18 protein-coding genes and 1 tRNA gene are annotated in these 26,250 nt (G+C 42.3%); 10 read left to right on the top strand and 9 right to left on the bottom strand.

Features of this window, described 5'->3' with window-relative positions; genetic code table 11:
* Positions 1-17 precede the first annotated feature (17 nt).
* The 5 genes from AAEY75_RS03755 to AAEY75_RS03735 form a co-directional block, all read right to left on the bottom strand.
* Positions 18-428, bottom strand: a complete 411-nt coding sequence (locus tag AAEY75_RS03755; protein WP_197216447.1) for a DUF2177 family protein — start codon at positions 426-428, stop codon at positions 18-20.
* A 215-nt stretch (positions 429-643) separates the two neighbouring features.
* The gene (locus AAEY75_RS03750) at positions 644-2,098 is read right to left on the bottom strand and encodes a class I SAM-dependent methyltransferase (RefSeq protein ID WP_352258486.1); all 1,455 of its coding nucleotides are present in this window, start codon (positions 2,096-2,098) and stop codon (positions 644-646) included.
* Between the two features lie 139 nt (positions 2,099-2,237).
* A complete protein-coding gene (locus tag AAEY75_RS03745) occupies positions 2,238-3,188 on the bottom strand; it encodes a DUF1365 domain-containing protein (protein WP_352258484.1) in 951 nt (316 codons plus the stop codon).
* Positions 3,189-3,228: 40 nt separating this feature from the next.
* Positions 3,229-4,959 carry an NAD(P)/FAD-dependent oxidoreductase gene (locus AAEY75_RS03740; RefSeq protein ID WP_352258482.1) on the bottom strand — a complete coding sequence of 577 codons (1,731 nt, stop codon included), beginning with the start codon at positions 4,957-4,959 and terminating at the stop codon, positions 3,229-3,231.
* Positions 4,960-5,216: 257 nt separating this feature from the next.
* Positions 5,217-5,954, bottom strand: coding sequence for an SDR family NAD(P)-dependent oxidoreductase (locus AAEY75_RS03735; RefSeq protein WP_352258480.1), 738 nt, complete (start codon positions 5,952-5,954; stop codon positions 5,217-5,219).
* 665 nt (positions 5,955-6,619) lie between these two features.
* Here AAEY75_RS03735 and AAEY75_RS03730 point away from each other — a divergent pair.
* Positions 6,620-7,822, top strand: coding sequence for a pyridoxal phosphate-dependent aminotransferase (locus tag AAEY75_RS03730; RefSeq protein WP_352258478.1), 1,203 nt, complete (start codon positions 6,620-6,622; stop codon positions 7,820-7,822).
* Positions 7,823-8,096: 274 nt separating this feature from the next.
* Positions 8,097-8,172: transfer RNA gene (locus tag AAEY75_RS03725), tRNA-Asn, on the top strand.
* A 277-nt stretch (positions 8,173-8,449) separates the two neighbouring features.
* Here the strand turns inward: AAEY75_RS03725 and icmH are convergent.
* From icmH to AAEY75_RS03705, 4 genes are all read right to left on the bottom strand, one after another.
* Positions 8,450-9,262 (bottom strand): type IVB secretion system protein IcmH/DotU, encoded by an 813-nt coding sequence (gene icmH, locus AAEY75_RS03720; RefSeq protein ID WP_110922442.1) that lies wholly within the window; start codon positions 9,260-9,262, stop codon positions 8,450-8,452.
* A gap of 241 nt (positions 9,263-9,503) precedes the next feature.
* Positions 9,504-10,850: a type VI secretion system baseplate subunit TssK gene (tssK, locus tag AAEY75_RS03715; RefSeq protein ID WP_181416234.1), complete on the bottom strand. Its 1,347-nt coding sequence runs from the start codon at positions 10,848-10,850 to the stop codon at positions 9,504-9,506.
* Positions 10,851-10,859: 9 nt separating this feature from the next.
* Positions 10,860-11,528: a hypothetical protein gene (locus AAEY75_RS03710; protein ID WP_352258475.1), complete on the bottom strand. Its 669-nt coding sequence runs from the start codon at positions 11,526-11,528 to the stop codon at positions 10,860-10,862.
* A gap of 43 nt (positions 11,529-11,571) precedes the next feature.
* Positions 11,572-12,606 (bottom strand): M15 family metallopeptidase, encoded by a 1,035-nt coding sequence (locus AAEY75_RS03705; RefSeq protein ID WP_352258473.1) that lies wholly within the window; start codon positions 12,604-12,606, stop codon positions 11,572-11,574.
* Positions 12,607-13,035: 429 nt separating this feature from the next.
* On the opposite strand from AAEY75_RS03705, the gene AAEY75_RS03700 reads away from it, so the two are divergent.
* The 8 genes from AAEY75_RS03700 (at position 13,036) to AAEY75_RS03665 (ending at position 26,250) form a co-directional block, all read left to right on the top strand.
* On the top strand, positions 13,036-14,724 hold the full coding sequence (locus tag AAEY75_RS03700) for a hypothetical protein (protein ID WP_352258471.1): 1,689 nt from the start codon (positions 13,036-13,038) through the stop codon (positions 14,722-14,724).
* A gap of 67 nt (positions 14,725-14,791) precedes the next feature.
* The gene (gene tssM / locus AAEY75_RS03695) at positions 14,792-18,841 is read left to right on the top strand and encodes a type VI secretion system membrane subunit TssM (RefSeq protein ID WP_352258469.1); all 4,050 of its coding nucleotides are present in this window, start codon (positions 14,792-14,794) and stop codon (positions 18,839-18,841) included.
* On the top strand, positions 18,838-19,818 hold the full coding sequence (gene tagF / locus AAEY75_RS03690) for a type VI secretion system-associated protein TagF (RefSeq protein ID WP_352258467.1): 981 nt from the start codon (positions 18,838-18,840) through the stop codon (positions 19,816-19,818). Before tssM ends, tagF begins: the two co-directional genes overlap by 4 nt.
* A gap of 85 nt (positions 19,819-19,903) precedes the next feature.
* A complete protein-coding gene (locus AAEY75_RS03685; RefSeq protein WP_352258465.1) occupies positions 19,904-20,728 on the top strand; it encodes an OmpA family protein in 825 nt (274 codons plus the stop codon).
* A 97-nt stretch (positions 20,729-20,825) separates the two neighbouring features.
* Positions 20,826-23,687, top strand: a complete 2,862-nt coding sequence (locus tag AAEY75_RS03680; protein WP_352258463.1) for a DUF2345 domain-containing protein — start codon at positions 20,826-20,828, stop codon at positions 23,685-23,687.
* Positions 23,687-24,598 carry a glycoside hydrolase family 19 protein gene (locus tag AAEY75_RS03675; RefSeq protein WP_352258461.1) on the top strand — a complete coding sequence of 304 codons (912 nt, stop codon included), beginning with the start codon at positions 23,687-23,689 and terminating at the stop codon, positions 24,596-24,598. The genes AAEY75_RS03680 and AAEY75_RS03675 overlap by 1 nt, the downstream gene beginning before the upstream one ends.
* Before the next feature lie 5 nt (positions 24,599-24,603).
* Entirely contained in the window at positions 24,604-25,602 is a 999-nt protein-coding gene (locus AAEY75_RS03670; RefSeq protein WP_197218625.1) for a tetratricopeptide repeat protein, read from the top strand.
* Between the two features lie 72 nt (positions 25,603-25,674).
* Entirely contained in the window at positions 25,675-26,250 is a 576-nt protein-coding gene (locus AAEY75_RS03665) for a hypothetical protein (protein WP_197218626.1), read from the top strand.

Below are 26,250 nucleotides of genomic sequence, written 5' to 3'. Positions count from 1 at the left end.
TAATGACTTAATAATATTTAGCTGAGCCAATGAAAGCGATAAGCCAACCATGCAACAACAGCGCTTACCGTACCCGTCAAAATCCCACCCCAAGCAAAGTCTACTAACGCAGTATCTAAGGTAAATCCTTTATATAATGCTAAATTGGTAAAATCATAAGTACCATAAGCCATCAGTCCAATCAAACCACCAAGCAAGAAAATATGACCGACAGATGCGCCTGCTTTGATTTGCGGATACAGCACTAAGATACAAAGCGCCAATATATAAAACATATAGAACACGCCAGCAGCCATCATGTTTGGCTCATCAGCCAATAGATGTCCGATACGCGACTCATAAAAAGCCCCTTTCATGGTCGTCAGCCAAACAGCATCAACACCCAAAAAGATAACCACAGCGGCGAGATAAATAAAAACGTAACCCATGATATTACCTCTTATAAAATGAATAAAAACGTAGAAAATTATAATGTCGATGAGGCGTTAGCGGTGACACGCTATTCAGGGTTCCTTGATAGACGCGCTACTCAAACAATATAAAATATCTCAATGTACAACCTTTTAATACATGGGTCTCAAACGGTTAATGCGTTATGAGACCTTACGAGCGCTAAAACGAAACCATATCCACATCAAAACATCTACATAGTCGCAGTGTCTGACATATCTTCATCATTAAAGACTGTATCATCGTTTAAAACTGTTTTATGATTTAAGACGGCAGCTGGCAAATCAGAGAAATGCATTATATCGATGTTGTTTGGCTTCACTGCTGTCAACTGCACCACGCCGATCGTGCGCTCCAAAAACCCACCTTCGCAATAGCAAAAGTAAAACTCCCACAGTCGGATAAACGCTTCATCATAACCAAGCGCAACTATCTCTTCACGCTGCGACATAAATGCTAAGCGCCAATCTCTGAGCGTATGCGCATAATCAAAACCATAATCATGCAATTGTTTGACGACCATATCGGTCTGCTCAGTAAATTGGGTAGTCAGCTCTTGGTTAGATAGCAGACAACCACCTGGGAAAATGTGCGTCTGGATAAAATCGACCGAATTAACATAGTCTTGGTAGTTTTGATCGTTAAAGGTGATTGCCTGCAGCACCATCAATCCTGTTGGCTTGAGCAAACTATTACATTTAGCAAAGAACGTCGGCAGGTATTCGTGCCCGACTGCTTCAATCATCTCGATACTGACTAACTTGTCGTACTGCCCTGTCAGCTCGCGATAATCTTGCTTGAGTAACGTCACTTTATCAGACAGCCCAGCTACTTCGACTCGGCGCTGTGCCTCGCCATACTGCGCATCAGAGATGGTTGTCGTGGTGACTTTACAGCCATAGTGTTTGGCAGCATAAATAGCAAACCCACCCCAACCGGTACCAATTTCAATCACGTGATCGTCAGCACTAAGCTGTAGTCGCTGACAAATGAGCGCCAGTTTATGCTGTTGGGCATCGCTAAGAGACACATCGGGCGTACGGTATACCGCTGACGAGTACATCATTGTGTCATCTAAAAAACGCTGATACATGTCATTGCCCAAATCATAATGAGCTAGAATATTTGACTTGGAGCCAGACTTATCATTGCTACGCAGTTGATGCTTGGCTTTTTCAAAGGCTTTACTGACACCTGCAAAGCGATTCTCTAGTTTATTCAATACAGCCAAGTTACGAGCTGCCAACCGAATCAAACCCGTCAAATCATCCGTATCCCACTCGCCGTTGATATAGCTATCTGCTAGCGCAATAGAGCCGCCAAGTAGTAGTTGACGATAGACAGCTGGATCATGAATGGTCAAGGAGACATGTAAGGAGTGACGACCCACTGCCGAACTACTGGCTACCGTAGTAGACTCACTGCCAAAACAGCTGGTCTTAGATGCCTCATTACCGAACGATTCGATGAGAGTAAGGCTACCAAACTGTATATGCTGCAACGCGCGAAATATCAACTTCCTTGCCACTTTATTGACCCCGCCACTGACGGGTTTTAAGACAGCGCTCTCATTGACCACTTTACTCATCTGTGCAGTTAATCTCTCTAATGTTGAAACAGGTGCTCGATCGGTCAGTCTGGCTGGCATCGTGTATTTATCCTTGTCTAAATGCTTTATTGGTTGGTCTAACATTCATGAGATTTTTAGATTGTTAATGACTTCAAATAGCTAATGACTTCAAATAGCTAATGGCTTTGAATTGCTAATGGCTGTCTTTTTAACTGTTTTATTTTTGCTGTTGGCTATCTGCTAGCTTTTCATCATAATTAATATAAGGGACTTTTTTGACGGCATAGAGTTTAAAAGCATGCCAGTAGATACGAGTCAAAGAAGTCAGATTCATCACTGGGTTTTGTCGTAAGCTTTTGCGAATAGAGATATCAGTCATTGGTACGCCAGACATCTTTATACCCGTCTTTAGCACTTCACCACGCTCATCACTGATATTAATGGCGATACGAACTTGCAAACAGTTATCTGGCTGTTTTTTTACCTGAACCTGCCAGCGATAGAGCTGATCGATGGGATTAAAAGGTGAGACATGAAAATCTTTATCATGACAAAATTCCGTGTCTTCACCGTCGAGTAAAAACCCATAACAATGACGTTTGTCCCATGGCGTATTAGAAACTTCAGCTAACAGATGCGTTGGGATCTGCTGCTCATCGAAACCTAAATAAAAATTGACTGGGCTGAAGTACAAGCCTGCATTACGACACACTAGCAAACCGAGCATATCGCCAGTCGGTGCGCTACCTGAATACTCAACGAAAGCATCCCGCAGACGATTATTGAGTGCTTGAGTAGGATTTAAATCAACATTGCCATTGGTACCGTTGTTGTCGTTATCTTTATTGCCACTTAAACCCTCTAATTTCTGCAAATAATCATCTGGGCAAAACTGCTGCAAGGCTTTTTTATTTGCTGAGAATAACGGTAGTCCTTTTGCTAAAAGTCGTTTGAATAGTGATTTTTTTATCAGGCCATTTTTGGCAAAAATATTTTTGCTTACTTCAGGAAGTGCTTGTCCTATAGCCAATGCACTTATATTCACGCCCCAATAGCGATACGGGTAGACAAATTTATTCACACTAGGCAGTAATCGGCTGTGCCATGTTGTCCCATGAAACAACTGATGTGGTAAGGCGTTGTTAGACGAGTAGTCTTCGTTAGACATAGCACTCTCTTTAGTGGTGTTTTTTATTTTAATTCTAAAATTACTTCGAGTTACGATAACCAAATAAGCCACGTTTTTTCTTCTGTCCACCATCTATGACGGTAGACTGTAAACGCTCAGCATACTCAACCAGCTCCTGATTGGTGGTCGCTGTGATGACTTCACGCTTATTAAGTTTACGTAACTTGGTATCTGCCTTTATCGGCATGTCTTTATAACGGAATGGCGTATGAGCACTATCAGCATCTGGCAAGTGAGTCGGATCAACATCGTCTTTTATCTCAATATTATGACCCAATGCCTGACAGACACGTAGACCACTACGCACACCATCTTCATGAAAACCATTAAACCAATACGCACCGCAAAAATGCGTGTGCAAGCCGTTACCAGAGATGCTCGACCATTTGGTTTGAGCATCAATCATCGCAAGGTCAAATACTGGGTGGCTATAATCAATGCTTTTAATGATTTGCTTGTCATCGATATTTTTATCAACCGTTTCTGGATTAAGCGTCACTAGATAATTATGCTGCTTGGTGAGTCGCTGCAGGATATTCATATGATACGTCAGTACGGGCTTAGCGGGGGTTTGTGCGCTTTCAATAGCTTGCTCAGTCGCCATCGTATTGCCCGATGCTGTTTCATCAATGAGGTAGTTCCAACTTGCCCATGCCAGCGGTTTTTTAGGTAGGACACTGGTGTCGGTATGAAGTACGGCAGTATTTTTTGTAAAACGAAAATGCCCCAGCACTTCAGACTCTTCTGTACTGGCATCTTTTAAAATCTTCAGCGCAGTATCTGCATGACAAGCAAAGATAACTTCATCAAATACAAAATTTTCGATCGTGTTATCAGCGTTACCTTTATCCTGAACCGTCAATAATACTTGATCACCATCACGAACCACTGACTGTACTGGGCTGTTTACTCGTACCTCGCCACCCGCTTTGATAAAGCGTGGCACTAACTTATTAACGTACTGTTTTGAGCCACCTTTAATCGTGAACCACTGCGGACGATTGACCACATCGAGCAAGCCATGATTGTCAAAGAACTGTGCAAAAAACACCAGTGGAAAATCTTGTACTTCATCCAGACTGGTCGACCAAATGGCAGAGACCATTGGCAGCAGATAGTTATCTGTGAACAGATTTCCGTAGTTTTTCTGTGTAAGATAAATACCAAGTGTTTGCTCAGTGAAGGCGCTGACATCTTGCCCTTGAGCACGTGCCATTTCGTAATCTTGGCGTAGCTGCTTGATGTGCTTATTGAACTGTATAATATCTTTAATAAATCGCCAAAATTTTGGATTGAGCACGTTTTTACGCTGTGACAATAAAGTGTTAAGCGTATGACCGTTGTATTCAAAATGACGTGCAATGTTTTTTACCGAAAAGCTCATGTCTGTCGATTGAAACGGTACTTTTAAGTCATACAATAAACGAAAAAAATTAGGATAGGTACGCTCATTGAACACAATGAATCCCGTGTCTATCGCACTGGTTTCCACATTGCCCGTTTTTGCTTTTTTGCCATCTTGGAGTGCCACATCAATCGTATTCACATGCCCGCCGACATAATCATCGGCTTCGAACACTGTCACGTCATGTTGTGCCACGAGGTAATGAGCACAGGTCAATCCTGACACACCCGAGCCAATGATAGCGATACGCTTTTTGGCTAGGACGGTAGACACCTTTTTCAAAACGTTGCTGGCTTCGTTGGAGACTGTTTCTGTGTTCTTACGTTTACGGCGGATAAACGACATACATGCGTTCCTTTGTAGGTTTTTAACGATTTGTTTTTGACGACTGGTCTTTAGCGATTTATTTTGAACGACTCTTTAGGGCGTGTCTTCATTTCAAAAATGGTGATAAAAATGAGATAAATTGCCGTCAAACAAGAAAAATAGCGCAGATAATATCGGGATATTAACCAGCTATTTAACGATGTTTGGCAAGATTTAGCCATTTTTAGCCTATTTAGATGACTATCGGGTGAATTGAAGACACGCCCTAGTATCAGTTATTTTTTATTAAGCTTTTCACTGACTTGCTGCCACACTAAATCTGGCAATGTACCCAACGCCTTAAGTGGCAAGGTTAGCTTCTTCGGGAATTCAATCACATCATGCCCGCTCGCTATACCGTCACGGATGGCTTGGCTTGCCTGCTCTGGCGTTTGAATAAATGGCATCGGAAAGTCATTTTGTTTGGTCATTGGTGTTTCTACAAATCCAGGCACGACTAAGCTGACTGATACATCATGTGGCGCTAAGCTAATCTGTAGCGTTTTCATTAGATAATGAATGGCCGCCTTTGAGCTACCATAAGCTTCAGCACGGGCAAAAGGCACATAAGCAGATGCTGAACCAATACCAACCAAGCGGCCTTTTGAGGCAATTAACTTAGGTAAGACACCTTCAATAGCGTGCGATAATGTCCCCATGTTTACTGACATAACTTTCATGAATGATGCACTATCAAAATTAGGCATATCTAGATACTCACACATACCTGCACCGCAAATCGCCAAATCAACCACTTCGATTTTCTCAAAAGCTTCAACTACCTTTTCTCGATCCATGAGGTCCAAGTCAATGGTCTCGGCCCCCAATGATTTTAGCTCAGCCAATGCCACATCATCACGGCCAACAGCATAGACATGATGGTCGTCTAACAAGTAATCTTTGGCTAATTGATTGCCAATACCTGACGTTGCACCAGTAATGAGAATATATTGTTTCTTGGGAGAGTTTGTCATTGTCAGCTTCCTTTGTTATGTCTTCTATAATATATAAGTCAATGCTTAGCCAGATATTAAATACTCAGTTATTATTGTTTTTGGTATATAACATTAATCGCATTTCATTAAGCTAATGCCTATCTTATTTAAGAAATCTAAATAATTATAGTGTACCGATACAGGTTTATTGTTGTGACTTCGCAATTAAAATACGTATAAGAGTACAAATTTTTTTGGTTTATCTAGCCAATGATAACGCTATAAATAATGACATTAATTCCTATTATTAAGACGCCACCCTCATTCTATAAAATATTGGTGAAAATTAGATAGAGGTTAGTTAGTAGAGAAAAACAACGCAGACAATATAGTACGAATAGCATAGAACCGCTAAACGGCTATTTGGCGAAATTTAGCCCCTATTAGTTTATTTAAATAACTATCAATTGAATGTCGACCGAGTTGATGACATAACCTAATGTCTTGGGACAGCAAAATACTTGGATGCTACAATATTACAATCAAAGCACATTCATTATTGAATATTATTTATAGTCTCAACGGCTTAAAAAACCACCTCATCTTCGACACGCCTACAACGTTGTGTACTGGTTTCATGCAACACGTTATATAATCAATATCAGCTGTTCACCCACGCCACTCTAATATAAAAAGGATACCTCATGAGCGAGATACAACTGTCTAACCGCGTCAACAGCATTAAGCCGTCACCGACTATGGCCATTACCAATAAAGCCAAAGAGATGAAGGCTGCGGGCAAAGATATTATCGGCTTAGGCGCTGGCGAACCTGACTTTGATACACCAGAGCACATCAAAAAAGCAGCGATTGACGCCATTAATAATGGCTTTACCAAGTACACTGCTGTTGATGGCACACCAGAACTAAAAAAAGCCATTATTGAAAAATTTAAGCGTGACAATGACATCAGCTATGAACCTAATGAAATCCTAGTATCGGCCGGTGGTAAGCAATCATTCTTTAACCTTGCCCAAGCCTTTATCAATCCAGGTGACGAAGTTATCATTCCTGCGCCTTACTGGGTCAGCTACCCTGACATGGTCATCATCGCAGAAGGTGTACCCGTCATTGTCAAATGCCCTGCTGAGCAAGACTTCAAAATTACTGCCGACCAGTTAGAAGCAGCTATCACCGATAAAACCAAAATGTTGGTATTAAATAGCCCATCTAACCCAACGGGTATGATTTATACGTTAGACGAGCTAAAAGCCATTGCTGAAGTACTGAAAAATCATCCACAAGTCTATGTGGTCTCGGATGATATGTACGAGCATATCCGCTGGACAGGTGATAAGTTCTACAATATTTTGAATGCAGCACCTGAGCTGAAAGAGCGTGCGATCATTTTGAATGGTGTCTCGAAAGCGTATGCCATGACAGGTTGGCGTATTGGTTATGCTGGCGGCCCTGCCAAACTAATCAACGCCATGAAAAAGGTGCAATCACAATCTACCTCATGCCCAGCTTCTATCAGCCAAGTCGCTGCCGAAGCGGCTATCAGTGGCGACCAAAGCGTACTAGAGCCGATGGTAGCCGCCTTTGAACAGCGCTGTGATTTGGTCGTGAATGGTCTAAATGCCATTAAAGGTATTACTTGCCTGCGCCCTGATGGCGCATTCTATGTGTATCCAAATATCGTACCGCTCATCAAAGCGGCTGGCCTGTCATCATGCACAGAATTCTCAGCATGGTTATTGGACAAAGTAGGCGTGGCAGTCGTCCCTGGCGATGCATTCGGCCTTGGCGGTTACATGCGTATCTCTTACGCCACTGATGAAGCCACACTAAAAGATGCCTTATCACGTATCAAGCAAGCAGTGGCTGACTTAGACGTTGCTGAATAAATAATAATGGGCCAATCGTAATGAAGCATTAGTCTTATCATTGCTCTTATAAAAAAAGATGCCCTATATACGCTATAGGGCATCTTTTTTTGTGAAAATCTTAGGCGTTTTTAGGAAAAACCCTCTATCTCATCATTAAAATGACAATTTTTGCGAATTATGCAAAAAAAAGCTTGACGTATTTTTTATCTTTGCTAGAATACGCCCCACTTAGCAAGAACTCGTTAGATACTTTCTAAGCTCGTTGTAAGCGTATTTAATACTTACAATCTATTCTCCAATAGCTCAGTTGGTAGAGCAACGGACTGTTAATCCGTGTGTCCCTGGTTCGAGCCCAGGTTGGAGAGCCACATTTTAGTAGTAAATTTTTTGAATTATTATTAATTCGATTATGGCATTTGCCAAAACCCTCATCAATTTGATGAGGGTTTTTTTATGTCTGCTATTTTCTTAATCGACATATGCAAGACGGACAATACAGATCAAATAATAGATACTATGCGCACAAAAAAGGCATTAGTAATAGTCGCTATATAAATAGTAACCATACTAATGCCCTTCTTATATTGCTGTCTGCTCGTAGCATCAATTCGGAGCTTCTACATACTTACTACGGCATAAATGTCATTAAGGTAAGAAAATCGAAATATGAGCCTGCTCTTTGTTCTCTTGAATCACATTATCATAGGCGGACAGCTGCTCGTTAGAGAAACTATTGGTAAATTGCCACATGGTTGCAAATATCACCGTCAATAATACCGCCATCACTGCCAAAATAATCCATAAGGGCGTTTCGCTCGTAAGCGTATGTTTGATCTGATCAGGAATCGCCCAAAACGGTGAAAACTCATTCTTATTACCGCGTAGATGTTCAATCTCATCACCCAGTCGTGAGATAAGATAGCGGATTTTTTCAGGGGCTTCTAAACGATACTTTCCTTGAAAACCAAGCAACATTGCGTAGTGGTAAACTTCTAGGGCTGGCAGACGTTTCTCCCCCTGCTCTCGCAGCCCATCTAGACGGTCGAAGAACTCATTACCAGCGACTTGTGAGCCAAACAAATCCAATTGCAACGGATTGAGCTCCCAAGAATCTTTTAGAGTTTGAAACTCTGGCTCTTGCGATGTCATGATGGTTTCATCAATCAGCGCACAATACGCGTACTTGGCTTCATGGATATCTTCTGACAGAAATCCTTTTTTGCGCGCATTCATCTCGAACTTATCTAAAAAATCATATATTTTTTGACGAAATTTGCGTGGCTCTGTACTGAAATAGTGATTCCGCAGTAAAAACACCAAATAAAAGCCGTCATACATGATATCAACCAGCGACTGGCTGCTGATACGTTTATCAAGGCCCGTTGCTGAGACTTTTGAGGCCACCTCACCTGAATCTAATAGCGAAGGCGCAGAACCCGTTGAATTATTCCCTGACATGATTGTTCCTAATGCTTATTATTTTGCGAATACTAGTTTGCAAATGCTGGTTTTCGAATACTAATTTAAAAGCACTGACGAAAAGTACTGACGAATAGAAATCCTTAACGACTATTGAGGTATAAACTAATAGATACATTGGTATATAAATACATTGATAGATAATCGTTAAGTAGAAGCACTTTGCCTGTTTATATAAAGCTGTACTCAAAATTGAAAACGACAATAGCGATTAAAGAGACTACTGTACGATAGCCATCAGTTCAATTTTTAAGTCATCAAAGCCATTTGGCACATAAATACAGATAGATTCAGACTTTAGCATCTCGTCATACAGCTCACCTACCGGCTCAATAGTGAAGTAGCTGAATCCAGGTCTCACAGGTATCGCACTAGGCACTTGAGTAACGTGTGACACAGGTGAGCCTGGAAGCGCGGACAAGACTCGTTTTTCTACTGAATCGGGGGTCGCAATCTTAAAGCGGCGCGGTACGATATCGATGAGCTCATGCATTGGTAGCGACGAGCTAATAGACAGATACAGCTGTGAGCCACGCGTAATCTTGTCACTGCCCAGCTCACCAGTATAGTAAGACGGCTTATTCTGACGCAATGGAATCGATATAAAGTTGCTCGCAATGACCGTATTGAGCAGCTCACGAATGATCAGAATAATACTCACAAATGACTCATTGGCATTATCATGATGATAGGCAGGCAAATCGCCTACTTTATATAATGAGCTAAAGGTCGCTAACTGACTGGCCACATTCAACAGCGCTTCATAGAGGCGCTCTGGATGCAATTTAGCGTTGTTATATAAATGACTCAACTGAGAATATGCCGTATTCAGCGTATGTAACAACCAAAAAGAAGCAATATCTGAAGAGCGGAATTCTAGTAAGTCATTGTTGGACTGACGATGATGATCGTACAGCGAAGTAGACTTGGTATTAATCATAGTCATCAAACGATAGACCTGACTCACAAGCGCAGCATTACTCGTAATATGTACGCTCGGCACGATGTAATCATCGTCCACTTGATAAACACCTTGGGTCGTACGCACTAGCTTAGCAACCAGTAGAGACACGGTGTCTTGACTAGGCGCTTGCACAGAATGACTTAGCTGTAAGCTAGGTGATAACTTAACGACATCAATAACAGCTTCAGCGGCTTGGCTGTACAAATCCTGCGCCTCAACAGCACCTCTGACATAGCGAGCGGGGTTGTCACTGTGGTCGGTCTGTATATTGCTACCACCACTATGGACAATCTCTAAGCTCAAGAATACAAAAACTTCATCGCCATTGTCTTGAGTATCTAGCGTAATGGCTTTTGGCAACGCATCGGTACGAGGAGCCTGATATATCGTGCCATCTGGTAGTACAGCATAAATACTCTGAAAGCTTAATAGATTGCTTTCCAAAAGTTGTTTGTCGATCTGCACATCCGATACGCCATAAGCATAGGGATGCATCAGCATCATGCTCAATGCTCGCTGCGAGTCATGATAGGTGTCTTGAATCTGAAAATGCTGAGGTCGTAAGAATAGCCCCTCGCCCCATAGTACTTTGTGTTTACTCAAGACAATCTCCTACGAACAGCTGACAAGCGGCTGCTGATAATATTTAAGTTTGGTGGTAAATGTGGGTGCCTGCTCTGGGCTGATACCTTCTACGATACTCACATCACATGCGCCAATATTCAGAGTAAGTGGGGTATCAAAATCGAGACTGGTAATAGGAATAAGGAACTGTGAGCGCTTTTTGGTGTATCTCAATCCCACTTTTACTGCGATAAAACGTGCATCTTGTGGAATATTCAATGTCAAATTACTCTCACGATTGGGCACAACACTGACCTCTTTCGCTGCTAGCGATTCGATATCAGTGAACTCGCTTTCTTCTTCCAAAAACGCAATATAAGCAGTACTCGCTGTACCCTGCTTTGCCCGTCCAGCATTGGCATTGGCAGATGGTTTAATGGTCAATACAATCTGCTGACGTTTTAGTTGCTGTTGTAATGCCTGCTGCTCAGCAAGCATAGTCTCTAGCTGTTGTTGCTGCTTCTCTAATTGACCTTTGAGATCCTGCAAATCATCATTGTCACTGCTAATGATGTCTTTTATCTTATCACCAATACCAGACTCGCCAGCCATGGCAGAGGCGTTATCAGTTGATTGACTAAATCTATCAGTGCTACATCCTGTGAGCACGCCACTTAACAAACAGGCAGTGGCTATTAACGCTGTCGGCAATGTCATACATCTGTCCATATTTTCAATTTACCTTGAAATATTATTATCATTATTGACTGGTCAAAATCTCTGCCATTTCTGGCCGACCGAGTACGCCTTTTTTACGTAGCTCAACATGCCCGAGATCCATCATTCGCCAGTCACCACCCCACACAAGTCCGGCAGACTTGGCTACTTTACCATATAATTTGTAGCCCCGCATCGCCCAAGGATCCTTTTCAGTTATGACAATCTTACCGTTTCTGATAAAGGCACTATCACCTGCCAAACCAAACTGATGATAGCTCTTATATGAGCCTGCTTTTGTTACATGCGTTCCTTTTTTGAGCAGTCTGCCTTGCCTTTCAGGGCTACGATACCCTTCTAAAAGCACCATGTCATAACCATATTGATCACTCATCACCTTATACACAGTCAACAGCCGTTGAACAAATTCCGAGTTCATCTTTTTCCAATTACGGTCAGCATTCTTGATGTTGATATGACCACCACTCAAATGCGAAGCCAACATGTCACCTGAATAGCCAGTGCTATGATCTAGCGCATTTAAGTTAGACAGGTCAGGTTCAGGCATCATCAGCGGTCTATCTATCTGACTCACATCCGTCTGAGCATCCGGCCAATAGTCCACATCCGCTTTGCTGGCTTGATAACTCGCAATTTCAGCATCAAGCTCATCGAATAGCTCTTCTGGTGGTGTTGGTGGCGGACGCAATCGCTCTCCTATCAGTAATTGGCTGATTTGTGTGCTGGTAGTGCTGGGTACGGTATCTTTCGCATGGTATACCGCCAGAGAATGATTGTTAATCAGCGCATAGCAAAGACCAGCGGTTGCCATGACAATCAATACCGACAGTGCTGATATAACTGGGACACGAGAGACATCGATACGCGAAGCCATGCTACTCAGCTGCCGGATACGAGAACGGAATGGTTTTGCTTGTGGTTTGACGGCTAAGCGCTTAATTTTGAATCTGAATAATCGCTGAAAACGAACAGCTACTTTATTAAACAGTCGCGCGCACAGCTGCCTATCAAACAGCATGATAATCATGATGATAGAGACAATAGTAAATGCAGACACAGTCCAGTAAATCATAAAGAAGCAGCAACGACAGTTAAGGCGATGAAAACAAAAACAAACAGGCGTTTATTATTGGTATTGCGCAAGTATTATATAGACAAATGACCACCGTTTAAAATAAAGCTGACTTAATTACGTTAATTTTCTTATCTTTCCGTTTGCTTTTTTATTTATAAGTCATTTTATATTGAGATTATCTTATAAACTCTCACTTATAACCCTTTATCTACCTTATTTTTATAGATATTTTTTGTTTGAGTAGACCGCCATCGATTACGCACTCCCTTCATAAGCAAATGACATATAAGTAAAATAAAGTCATCAAATATAGTAGAAAGTAGTCTATGAATGCCCTAAAATACTGCCTAGCAAGTTTATCTATATAGTAACAATGATAATAACAACCCAACAAATAGGGAGTTTAGATAAGTGGCTGCAAAAAAAATACTGTCGTACAGTCGCTTTATTTTAGGAGCGTTTTTAGGTATTTATCTCATTTTGGTCTGGATGTACTTCAAAGACAATGCCCGACAGCTGACTTCATCTGGCTTATTACTGTGGTTCGTTGCCATTCCTTTATTGTTACTTGGCACTATCATGGCACTCCTGTGGTGGCAAAAAAAGCTAGATAAGCAAGCCAGCAAAAACTCAGACTCCCTTGATGACATATCAAATAAAACAGAAAGTGCCAAGCAGCCCGATACTTATCAAGTATTTATATTTAGCCGTGTTTGCCTGCCTGAAGGAGACAGCTGGTCTGAAGTTATTGACAACGACGAAGACCTGACATTATTAAGTGATGATCTGACAGATTTCGATGGCCTGCCGATACTAGTAAAACCGATTACCAGACTTACCGATGCAGCATCGCTACCATATCAGTATATATCTAAGGGTTTGGAAGATTCCGACTGGGATGTTGACACCTCCGATGAAGACGAATCCAGATCAGAGCGTATGGCCGGATTGAATGATACAACTTTGCGCTTGTGCTCATTGATTCATGAGCAGCTTACTTTGAGCGATGAGATATGGTCCGTACTCGCTGAACATTTTTATCAACATCATCAGCAAGACAATATGCAGTCCAACTCGGCTGCCCATATTCATCCCGAATGGCAGCAGCATTACTTAGTTAGCGCCAAAGAAGGCAATCGCGATGAGACAATGGCGACCGCCCCTACTGTCCGTCTGTCCAACTTGCCTATCTATTTGTGTTTGCCTGCCAGCGCTGACTCAGCATCTCTTATCTCAGTAATAACAGAACAGTTAGCGACCTACGGTATTCCTGAAACCGCACTCTCTTTTACCACTATCGCGACTGATGATACCGATGCAACAAATGACAGAGTAAGCGAGGCAACAACGGCCAATCCTGCCGAGTTTATCAATAGACATATCATCTCCTTGTCGCAATCAGCTGCCCCTGACATTTGCTTGATGCTCATTGCAGATTCGCAGATTAGTGAGGAGTGGTTGGACTCTCATCTGTATTCCAATCAAACGGCTAATGTCATTCCTACTGAGGCTGGCGCTATGCTGGTATTTTTTAATAAAGCGGCTCAGGATCTACTAAATATCGAGACGAGTACTAGTATTCTATTAACAGAGATAGACACCCCCAACGATAGAGATAAGGAAACTCATACCTCTAATCGTCTAAGTAATAACCGCCGCTACCTTAATCATCTAACGACGATCCAAAAATTATTAATCGATAATACGCTGTCACTATCACCGACCAATACGGCAGCACTAAATACTGTCAACAAACCGACAACAAAAGCAGATGATGCTGATTCCAAAACTAATGTTGCACTATCAGATCTCAGTATTACAGCCATATCAGACATTAATCCATCAAACCAACCTTATGACATGTCGGTATACATGAATTTTCTTGACGCATTTATAGCGCAAGGCGCTCTAGTAAACGAACGTCATTTAGGGCATTATATGCCATTGAATCACTGGTTAAAGCCATTTATTAGCTTATCGCTATTCGTAGACTTAGTCGAAAATGACCAACAAGAGTCAGACAGCGTATTTTTGATTACTCAACATAAGCATTGCACCATGCTTTGGTTAGCAGATGCCTCTCAGCAGTCTGAATCATAGCTTTTGGTGACGCTTTATTATTGAAAATACTCATTTTATTATCTTAAGACCACACTAGGTAGCACGCATGTTTTCAAGGTTTTTTCATCTTATCTATAACCCAAGAGTGCTATTAGCCTTGGGTATCATAGTCGCCTTAGTCTTGCTATACGACTACGTCCCTATCAAAACCTTTTTCATTATTATTGGCGTCCTAATCACCTTTACGGTGTTAGGAGCGCTTGCCTACTATCTGTGGAAAAAGCGCAAAAAAGCCTCAGATGATCTGGCGAATTTGGTAGAAGATAATGGCGGTGAGGATACCAATGAAAATGGCACTCCTACAGCCAAAGATGAAAACACCCAAGAAGTACAAGCGCTACGTCAGCAAATGCAAGATGCGATCAAAACCATTCGCAAATCAAAGATTGGTGATCAAACGGGCAAAGCAGCATTATATGAATTGCCTTGGTATATGGTCATTGGTAATCCAGCAGCAGGTAAAAGCTCAGCCGTACTGCATTCTGGCTTAAAGTTCCCATTTATGGAGCAAACCAATAAGCTCTCTGTCAAAGGGGTCGGCGGTACACGTAACTGTGATTGGTTTTTTTCAACTGAAGGCATCTTACTTGATACTGCAGGGCGCTATTCTGTTTATGAAGAAGATCGCTCAGAATGGCTGTCGTTTTTAAGCCTACTCAAAAAGAACCGTCCTAAAGCACCGATTAATGGCATTATCATCGCTGTTAGTATCGCTGAATTGACCAAAAATGATCCAAACTATGCATTGGATTTGGCCAAAAACTTACGCAGCCGTGTCCAAGATTTGACTGAGCAGCTAGAAGTCTATGCACCGGTTTACGTCGTCTTTACCAAGATGGATTTAATCTCGGGCTTTCGTGACTTCTTTAATGACTATGAGCAAGAGGAGCGTAATCAAGTATGGGGTGCGACCATCCCCTACCCTGAAGATCCAGATAACATCAACATGACCGATGTATTCGAAGAGCATTTTGGCATATTGGTAAATGGTCTAAAGGATTTGAGTACAACGAAACTGTCTTTACGTCATCAGCGGACCGTATCTCCTAGCTTGATGACATTCCCTATGGAGTTTCAGTCATTACGTCCGATGATACGAACGCTGATGCATGCTCTGTTTGAGGACAACCCTTTTCAGTTTAAGCCCATCCTTCGCGGGTTTTACTTTACGAGCGCATTGCAAGAGGGACAAGTTAGCAGTCAAATGACGCTACAAATGATGCAGAATTACGACTTGCGTCCACCTGCTATCCCGCTCAATGCTCAGCAAGAGGCCGCAGATAAGCCTTATTTTTTACAAGACCTATTTTCAAAAGTTATTTTAAAAGACAAGCATTTGGTCAAGCAGCACAAAAACCGTAATAAACGCAGTCACCGTGCGATTGCAACCTTAGCAGCTGTCGTAACACTGTGCGCGGCAGTTGGTCTATGGACGTGGTCTTATGCCAACAACAAACAGCTCACTGAACGCGTCGTGGCTGACTTACAACAAGTCGCAGCACTACAAAAGAACGCTAATGGCGACCTACAGTCTCAGCTTGAGTCGCTTAATATCTTACAAAGCAGAATAGAGCAACTTGAGGGTTATGAAGAAGACAAGCCGCTATCTTTGAGATTTGGTCTGTATCAAGGTGACAAACTCAAAGACAAACTGCTAGCAGAGTATTACAACGGTATCAGCATCATCGTCTTGGCACCCACCAAACAGAACATAGAGCAGTTTTTGACTGAAGTGAATACCAACACTGACCAGCTAGAAGTACGTACAGAGGACTCAACCACTGATGATGCCGCTGAAGCCTCGACTAATGATGCGTATATTCAGTCAGATCCTACGGATGTTGAAGATGCTTACAATGCCCTCAAAGCCTACCTCATGCTTGGCAATCATGACAACTTAGAGACCAGTCACTTGAGTGATCAAATGACACGATTTTGGCGTAACTGGCTTGAAGCCAATCGTGCAGATATGCCACGTGATAAAATGATTCGCCAAGCTGAGCGTATCTTGAGTTTCACACTGTCTCATGCCGATGACCCTGCCTTTCCACTCATCCAAAATGATTTGGGTTTGGTAGACAAAACACGTACCAATCTATCGAAAGTCAGCAAAGGTCAACCTGCTCGTGATCGCGTCTACTCTGAAATTAAGATGCGCTCCTCTGCCCGCTTCCCATCGGTTACCGTTGCCCAAATTACGCAAGACACCAATAGTGAAGCGCTACTGGGCAGCTATGTAATTTCGGGTACTTTTACCAAGCAAGCATGGGACTCTTTCGTCAGTGATGAGATAGACAAAGCCGCCACTACTAGAGTAGTAGCAGATGACTGGGTGCTAGCAACCAGCAGCCAGAATGACCTTACATTAACAGGCAGTCCTGAACAAATTCGACAATACTTGGTCAACCGTTATAAGCAAGAGTACATCAGCGAGTGGAAACGGTTTTTATCGCAAGTATATGTTCGTGATAGCAAAGGATTCGATGACCACGCTGTGTTATTGAATCAGCTGTCTAACCCCACAGAGTCACCATTAAAGACACTGTTTGAAACCGTCGATCGTCAGACACAATGGGATAACCAAGCGGCCAATCCAGCGGCAGCCAATGGTGGCCAATCTCGACGCTCATTTGTCAATTGGTTCAAGCAGACCATATTGCGTCAAAGCCCTGCTGAGCTGCGACAGGCAGAAGCAGCGCTAGGCAACAATGGTAGTACCAGTGACACAGCGACCCCTACAGCACAAGCACCGTCAGGGGTAATTGCTCAAGAATTCTCCTCTATACATGCCTTGGTAACACCAAGAGAAGACAATCAGGACTTGTCGCTATTAGACAATTATTTGGCAAGTTTAGGTGATGTTAGAACGCGCTTTAATAATATTGCTCGTAGTGATGATATCGGTCCTGATGCTCTATTATTTGCTTCGCAGACCCTCAGCCCTGACGGTTCAGAGTTGACCAAGTCTCTACAGATTTTGGACGAGCAGATACTGAGCCAAGCCAACTCTGAAATCAAGCAGCTCATTCGACCGTTATTAAGTGAGCCGCTAACTCGCTCATTTAATATGCTATTGACTCCCACTAAGGCGGAGATTAATAAAGTCTGGAAAGCTCAGGTACGTAAGCCTTTCCTCGATAATTTAGAAAAGAAATATCCGTTTACGGCCAATGCAAATTTAGAGGCAACACCCGCAGAGATTGGTCAATTCTTTGGTGAAGATGGCTATGTGGCAAAATTCGTCAACGAGACGTTGTCGCCCTTTATCATTCGCCGTGGTGATCAAATCTCTAGTAAGATTTGGAATGGTGCAGGCCTAGGCCTTAACCCAAAATTTGTCGCTGATTTTGGTCGTTACTTTACTAACTATACGGGTAGCAATACTGCTGGAACGACAGGTGCTGCTGGCAATGGTGGCTCTACCAATCAAACTACTTTCCAAATTATGCCACTACCCGTCAGCGGCCTGACCGAGTATACGATTGTGGTTGATGGTCAGCAACTACGCTATCGCATGGGTACCCAAGCTTGGACGACCTTTGTATGGCCGAACCCAAGCAGCCAACCTGGTGCTAGCATTCGAGCTAAGGACTATGATGGCAGAGACTTTACCGTCTTTGAAGAAGCTGGTAGCTTCGGTGTAGAACGCCTAATCAATAGTGCAAAACGTACTGAACTTGGCGACGATATCTTTGAAATGGCATGGTCAGGTGACGGCATCACTATCTCTGTACGCTTTAGAATCATCAGTGGCAATAGCAGCAATGCTACTCAGGGTCGCTCTACCAATCCATTCAATGGTATGAAATTACCCGATGAGATTATCGCTCTGGGCGTCACACGTACAGCGGCCCCTATTGCTGATAGCAATGCTGCCAATAATAGTACGCCTACCAATGGTTCGACAACCAACGTGACAACGCCAAGCGGTGGGCAGAATAATACAACTCCTACGACGCCATCCAACATCTTAAACTTGACGCCTACTACTAATGCTAATGACGCTGGCAATGCACAAGCTGATACCCCTGTTGCGACTAACACCTCTACAGATAATGACTCAGCCGAAGCAGAAACTCAGGAGCAAACCCCATGACTCCTGAGCTTTTACCTTTAGTATATTTTGGCAAGCTGCCTGCACGCGGAGACTTTGTGCGGGCACGTGCTCATATCTCAGAGACCAACGCGATTGACGAATGGGTCAGTAAGGCCCTAGTAAGCTCGGAAACACTATTTAGTGACAGATTAGTAGACAGGACGACGACCAATCAAACGGCTTTTTTAAACTTTAGTCATGTGGATACCAGAACCAATGAAATTATCACTGGCGTCCTGATTCCCAGTCATGACAGTAGTGATAGAAACTATCCGCTGATAGGCTTTGGTGTCCTACATATCGACAAACCCAAAAGCTGGATGAATTATTTGCCCATTAAGTCTGCTAGCATTTGGAATGAGACTTACGAAATTATAAGCGTAGCCAAGTCTAAGACAGACAGCACTGACTTGATGGAATATCTCGGTCATAGCCAGCTCACGATTGACAATAATGCCAGTACGCACTATTACGATTTTATCAATACCACGACTCTACACGATATCGCCATATTGATGAATATCGATAAGTCGCAATTGATACAGCAAATTATCGCGACTGGATTATTGTTTTTACCAACGTTTACTAAGGGCTTTCATGGTCTGAACAAAGCCATCTGTTGGTCACTCACTTCCGATAGAGTTGCCTCGATACATATGGCTACTTTTTGGCATGATTTAATCAGTGGGTTTTATCAACCACATCAGCTCTATCTGAACACCTATCTCTACCGTGCCTCTAATTGCTATCGTCTACTACTGAGCTTTACGAAACCTGACGGACATATACTCAGTCAGATATCGGAGAGTGAGGACAGCTACCCTGAAGGCTGGGTTGTCATCTCTGATAGTGACTGGACACAAGGATATATTGAAGAAGATATCGGGCTGACCCGCTTCAATAAAGTCTTGTTACAAGACAGTCTCTACCTGTATGATACTAGGCAATTGTTTAAAAAAACATTTTTGGCACAATGATGATTCATGATTAGCTGATGACCCTGTATATCAGGCCTCTGTATTTAATAACTGCTCAATAATATAAAGATTAAAAGGCACTTCAATGAAAGTCCTCTCCAAAATATTACCATCTAAGCTCACTGGTCACTCCAAAAAACTGTTATTAGTGTCCGCGATGATATTTCCTATCAGTGCGGCTGTCTTTGCAGCACGAGATGATGGTCTATCACGCAACGTACCTGTCGTCATCAAAGGTGTGGTCGCTACCAGCTCAGACAAGCAACAATTGCTCGACAAGCTAAAAGCACAGTATCCTGATAAAACGGTCAGAGATGAGATCGAAGTGCGCTCGAATATCAGTATACCAACCAACTGGCAACAGATAGCCACGGCCATCATTGATAGCGATATCTCTAATATTAGCCAAGGCCGTATCGACATTCATGGTACGACCATTAGCTTACATGGCAAGGTGAACAGCCTTGAACAAAAACAAGCGATTCAAAATCGTATTCATACGCGTCTAACGGATCTCTACCAATTGGACAATCAACTGGTCGTTGTAGAGGGGGAGCAACGTCTCCTCGACGACACCTTAGGCAATCGTATCGTTGAATTTGAAACAGGTAGCACCACCCTAACACCCATGGGGCTTGGTATCTTAGATGACATGGCAGGCGTGTTGCAGCGGATTGGCGATAAGCCCGTTATCATCACTGGACATACAGACAATGTCGGCAACCCCAGTTTTAATTTGGTGTTATCAAATAAACGTGCAGAAGCCGTCAAACAATACCTTATCGGTCGAAACATCGATGCGACACGCCTCAGTACCACAGGTAAAGGGGAGGCAGCCCCCATCGCCAGTAATGACAATGAAGAAGGGCGTACTAGTAATCGGCGTATCGAATTTACCCTCGCCGAATAACACGGCTGTATGCATGACAATGGCAGACAAGCACTTATGTTTTGATGCCAGTGCTCAAAAAACATGATGCCATTGCGCAAAGAATAGGGACATAACTATGTTACGCTTGACCAATACTGTACTCCCCATGCATCCTGACAGGCTCTATGCCAGTGAAGGCAGTACACAAGCTCCCTATGCGAGTGCTCGTCAAGACATCAATGACCATAAAGCGTGGCAGAATAAGCTGATTCAAGCATCTTCTGAAGATGATATGGTTGCCCAGCTAAATCCCAATGGGAATGAGCAATATCAGCAGCACGGTATCGACACTTACCTGCTTCATGTCTATATTCATGAGCGTCACCATCCGCCATTTACATCGCTTACTTACTTAATCGGCACTCCGCTTACCTTGAGCTTCGATACCCCGAGCGGCCTACACTACCGCCATTTATACCTGACGGCCGTGCATCAAATGGATCACGATGGCAGCTATGGTTATTATCGTCTGCTCGCACAGCCCATTACTTATCGCTTGCATCAACACCAACGCTGTCATATAGATACTGACCTATCAGTACAATCAATGGTGGCAGAACGCACTGCTACTTTAGAGATAGAGACCGTCGATGATAGTAGCAGTGAAGACGCTACTGGCTGGACACCAGCGCGCATGACTCAGTGGCAAATCAGTGACTGGACACATATTTGTGAGCGGCTTGCACGTCAAGGACTGACAGCCTATCTGCGACACGAGCAAACGGATGAACATTGCCCGCCTAAGCTCATTATCACCACAGCCTCTCCAAGCGATAGCGATGGCATTAGCACAAACATTGGTGCGCTACGCTATCAGCAAGTATTACACGACCGCGTACATGCACCAGTGTTGGCACTGAGTGAGCAAATCATCACTCAGCCAAGCTCCGTGACGATGCAGCGCTTTAATAGTGCCAGTGTCGCACACCCCACTCAGTCCGCTGACGTTACCATAAACACCAGCACTGATGAAAATAGCGCTCAAGAAAACAATCAAGCAAGTAGCCAATCACTCACGCTAGACACCCCTGCCGCATTTGCCCCAGTGACAGATACTGAGACCATCGATGAAGCGACTGTCGTAGCAAACAGTCATCACAGCCATCATAGCGTCTATCATGCACTTGCCCATGCCACTGACTTGAATGTTGCCGATACCTTTATACTGGTCGATCACAACCATCTCAATCAGCACTATCGCGCGACCCATATCGTACATTTGGCTCGCAACAGCTTGGCACATGTGACAGGGCTGACCATCAGTCGTCGCCACCATGAACGTCATGCCTCCACACTAGAATCAGGCATTCACTTAACCCAGCTGCGTCTGATTACCGCAGATACGCCATGGGTCGGTAGTTTATATAGCAAACGCGTGCTACCGCCAATGACCGGTATCACAGATGCTCAAAGCGATACCGACAGTCGCAATCATATGACACCTACTAAGAGCTATCTGCTTGACAGTCCTGCCCAACCTATCAATCGATTAGAAGCCCAAGCAGGAGCCAACTATGGCAGTCACTTCACTCATAGAACTGACGACCAAACCCTGATGCAGTCTATCGGTGATGGTGAGCACTTAATCAATACTGGTAGCTTATTGTCCAGTACGCGCCCTAGCCTATTTGCCACGGACAATGAACAAGCAGTCGAGAGCGGCTATCGCAACACGGGTAACGGCCTATCAGAGTGGATTACCGATCATAGAACAGAGCAAGCCTACTCACAGTTGAACGTCAATGATGGTCAAGTTGCTGCTAGTCTAAAGATGGGAATTATCAATGCTGAAAGTGATAGCGCTAGCAGTAAACGTCAAGGCATCAATGCCAATACTAACGCTCAAATCAATATCAAGTCTGGCGAAGCCTTAGTATTCTCCACCCAGCCGCAAACTCATACGCAATCTGGACAACACAACTATCAACAGCACACCCCGACTCTCACCCAAACGGCATTGGGTGGTCAGCATCTGGCTGAGCGTTTAACACAATTGGCAACGGGGCTGGGGCGTCAGGTCAATGACCACAAAGCAATTAAAACCCAGTTAGAGGCTGTCGCAGAGGAGCAGCAAACCAAAACCCATCAACAAGCGCCCTACACGCTGATCGATAGCGCTGCTGATACGAGCTATGTCAGTGACGATACGCTGATTCAGCGATCTATGGGTGAGATGATAACGACCACTCAGCAAGATATGATGGTTAGTAGTGGTGATGGTCATCATCAGGTCAGTAGTGAGTCTTTGACGATAGTCGCTGATGGTCAGTTCAGTATGACAAATGCGAAAGACAATATTATGCTGTCTGCGCATACAGGGAAGCTTGAGGCGACAGCGAAGCAAGATGTGAATATGTCATCCTCGACCAAGGAAGTTGAGATAGTGGCAACGAATAAGATTACGCTAACAGCGGGCGGTGCTAGTATCACGCTAGATGGCGCGGATATTACGATTGCGGCGATGCAGTTTACGGAGAAGGCTGGTAAGCATAGTCGTGATGGCGGCGGGATGGATGGACAGGGATTGGCGGGGTTGCCTAGTTTAGTGGCTGGCGCAATGTATAAGGCACAATTTAAGTTCGCTGACGATGATGATATTGCTTATACCAACACCCCATATATCGCTATCAATCAGAATACAAAAGAAATATTTGAAGGAATAACTGATGCTGAAGGGAATACTGAAACGTTCTTTAGCTCTGATCCTGATGAGATTAAGGTTCACTTAAAACATGGGCAATATAAGGCTCTAGTAAGATTCGCTGATGATGATGATATTCCTTATAGCTTTACCGATTATATTGCAAAAGCTGAAGTAACTGGCGAAGTGTTTGAAGGTACTACTGATGAAGATGGTTATACTGAGATTATGAATACATCTATTGAGCAAGACATTAAAATTCATTTGATAAGTGTTAATGGTAGGGAAAATTCATAATGGGCACTTCTACAAATACATCATCACAAAAAGAAAAGCTTATTACAATAGCTATAGAATCTGGGAGGTTTGGAGTAATAAAAGCTAGTGACAAAAAAAATATAAAGGAAGTTAAGATTACGCAGGTCGCAGATCTTATAAGCGAACAACAAATGCAAAAAATGTTCCCTAACGCTAATACTCGTAAGCGGGAGGTAGTGAGAGCCTTACTAAATAAATATATGCCAAAATTTGGAATGACAACTCCTCTACGAATATCACATTTTTTAGCACACGTTCAAGCAGAAGTTGGAGACGAGCTTGTCGGAAAAGAGGAAAGTTTATGGTATTCAGTGTCATCATTAAGAAACACTTTTAACCGTTATTTTAAACACTATCCTGAGGAAGCTGATCAACTAGGTTATAAACGAATACCAATAAATGATTATAACAAACTTTCACAAGTACAAAAAAAAATATATATTCGTACCAATGAAGCTTATGCCTACTCTCAGCTTCCGCAAGAAAATGAAATTGCAAAAAGAGTGTATGCCTGTAATACAGGCGATGGGTATTTTGATTATGACAATGTACTAAAAGGTGGAGACCTTACAGGATTATTATATAAGGGCAAAGGTTTCATTCAATTAACTTGGAAAGGTAATTATAAAAAAGTTAATGAAATATTAAACAATAAGATGCCCGAAGAAAATCTAGATATTATGAAAAATCCTAACAATATTATAAATACACGTGAAGGTATTTTAACTGCTCTTGGTTTTTGGGAGTGGCAAAAACTTAATCAAAAAGCAGATAAAGGTAAAACTGGTTCAGTAGTTGACTCAATTACTGATGATGTGAATTATCACACAGGAAGCCGCCAGAAGCGTAAAGATAACTTTACAAAATTTTATGCAATTATGGCAGACTAAACATTATGAACTATAAAGCTTTTTTCTTAAGTCTTTTACTTCTTAGCGGCTGTGCTTACTCCTCAAATGAGACTGATGATAAGAAAGTTGCCGTTTCTTACAATATTTCATTCCCCGAACTAGCAGTCACAGAAAATAATGACGGTTCATCAGTAGTAAAATACCAAACGGCTGATGGTCTGCAAGTAGTTCAATTGCCAACGAGTAGAACATATAATCAGGAATTACGATATTTTGATGTCAATACTCGCTCTGAGAATACAAATTATTTATCAGAACAAAGTGATTTAAATTACATATTAGGTGATTTTACTAACAACCGATTTCTAAATCCAAATCCTTTATTACAAATCAAATTAAGACAAGATGGTCAGCAAAGTTATTATGTGCTGGAATTCTTATTTGATAATAAGAAAAATGATTTTATATTGGTTAATACTTATCAATTGCTATATTTAAATTATTGTGGTCACGAACTAAACTCTATCAAAAATATCGACCCTCCAACTACACACAGCCTATTATCGTCAATCAACTTTGGAAAAGTTAATCAGAAATTATTTTCGACTGGTTTCTACAAAGGCGAAAAGATAATTCCTGAAATTTTGTTAGATAAGTATCAGCTACTAATGGATAAAGGTACTCCTAACAAACAGGCGATCGTCGAATCACTCATTCAAACTAACGAGTCTAATGATGGTGATAGATGTATGCCTGAAGAGTACATCGATGCCCTTTACTACTATGAAGACGATATAGAGTTATCAAATAACCTCGCTTTTTACTTTGCACAGTATGGTTATCACAATGAAGCCATAGAGTTGTTAGACTCTGTCATAAGCTCTCATCCTGAAAGAGCGGTAGCTTACTTGAATATTGCTGATAGTTATCAAGCCATTGGCGATGAAACTAAAGCGGATGAATACTATAAAAGATATTATGAGAAAATGACTAACCTTGATAAAGATAAGAGCATTCCAAAGAGAGTACTACTACAGCGTTGAGATATGGTGTTATTGATAAGTATAATACATGAATCCTATTTATCAGCGAATCAATAATAAAAGAGGTGATTAATGAGTGAAACCGGTAATAAGTTTGATAATTTATCTGATAAAGAACTAACAATTATCAAAGCTGTACCTCTTATGATTGCATTATCAAATGTCAATATCACAAGGAACTTAGGAGAATATTTAATCGTTATTGATGGGAAAATGGTATCAGAAATACTGGGTATAGGTAATTTATATATTTATAAGGGAAATAAGCTTGAAATGTCTATTGTTGCAAATAGTGGAGGGTTCGGTAGTGGTGCGCCTCCTAATGGAGAATATACTACGCATACGTATCGTGATAGAACTGAAGCAGGTAGTTACAGTAAAGGTATGAACAAGAATGGAGTCGGTTTTAGCTTTAATATTGACCCTCAGTTTAGCACCAAAAGATCTTTGCTACGTATACATCCTGACGGTAATAATAAAGGAACTTTGGGTTGTGTCGGTTTAAGCGGGTCAAAAAAGGAGCTAACCAGTATTCGAGACAAGATTAATGAAATACTCAAGACTCAAAAATCAATAAAAACTAAGATAAATATTGATGGAAATCCAAATAATCATATTCCACCATCTGGTGCAACCCCGAATGAATAA

This window comes from Psychrobacter sp. TB55-MNA-CIBAN-0194 (genome assembly GCF_040309505.1).
Taxonomy (GTDB): Bacteria; Pseudomonadota; Gammaproteobacteria; order Pseudomonadales; family Moraxellaceae; genus Psychrobacter; species Psychrobacter fozii.
Note: the sequence above shows the minus strand (reverse complement) of the source record. Positions and strands in the feature narration are given on the sequence as shown.

Coding starts and splice junctions, on each gene's coding strand:
- AAEY75_RS03740 (WP_352258482.1), bottom strand. CDS start 4,959: ATGTCGTTTATCCGCCGTAAACGTAAGAACACAGAAACAGTCTCCAAC.
- AAEY75_RS03730 (WP_352258478.1), top strand. CDS start 6,620: ATGAGCGAGATACAACTGTCTAACCGCGTCAACAGCATTAAGCCGTCA.
- AAEY75_RS03710 (WP_352258475.1), bottom strand. CDS start 11,528: ATGACATTGCCGACAGCGTTAATAGCCACTGCCTGTTTGTTAAGTGGC.
- AAEY75_RS03755 (WP_197216447.1), bottom strand. CDS start 428: ATGGGTTACGTTTTTATTTATCTCGCCGCTGTGGTTATCTTTTTGGGT.
- AAEY75_RS03670 (WP_197218625.1), top strand. CDS start 24,604: ATGAACTATAAAGCTTTTTTCTTAAGTCTTTTACTTCTTAGCGGCTGT.
- AAEY75_RS03675 (WP_352258461.1), top strand. CDS start 23,687: ATGGGCACTTCTACAAATACATCATCACAAAAAGAAAAGCTTATTACA.
- AAEY75_RS03680 (WP_352258463.1), top strand. CDS start 20,826: ATGTTACGCTTGACCAATACTGTACTCCCCATGCATCCTGACAGGCTC.
- tssM (WP_352258469.1), top strand. CDS start 14,792: ATGTTTTCAAGGTTTTTTCATCTTATCTATAACCCAAGAGTGCTATTA.
- icmH (WP_110922442.1), bottom strand. CDS start 9,262: ATGTCAGGGAATAATTCAACGGGTTCTGCGCCTTCGCTATTAGATTCA.
- AAEY75_RS03735 (WP_352258480.1), bottom strand. CDS start 5,954: ATGACAAACTCTCCCAAGAAACAATATATTCTCATTACTGGTGCAACG.
- AAEY75_RS03745 (WP_352258484.1), bottom strand. CDS start 3,188: ATGTCTAACGAAGACTACTCGTCTAACAACGCCTTACCACATCAGTTG.
- AAEY75_RS03685 (WP_352258465.1), top strand. CDS start 19,904: ATGAAAGTCCTCTCCAAAATATTACCATCTAAGCTCACTGGTCACTCC.
- tagF (WP_352258467.1), top strand. CDS start 18,838: ATGACTCCTGAGCTTTTACCTTTAGTATATTTTGGCAAGCTGCCTGCA.
- AAEY75_RS03750 (WP_352258486.1), bottom strand. CDS start 2,098: ATGCCAGCCAGACTGACCGATCGAGCACCTGTTTCAACATTAGAGAGA.
- AAEY75_RS03665 (WP_197218626.1), top strand. CDS start 25,675: ATGAGTGAAACCGGTAATAAGTTTGATAATTTATCTGATAAAGAACTA.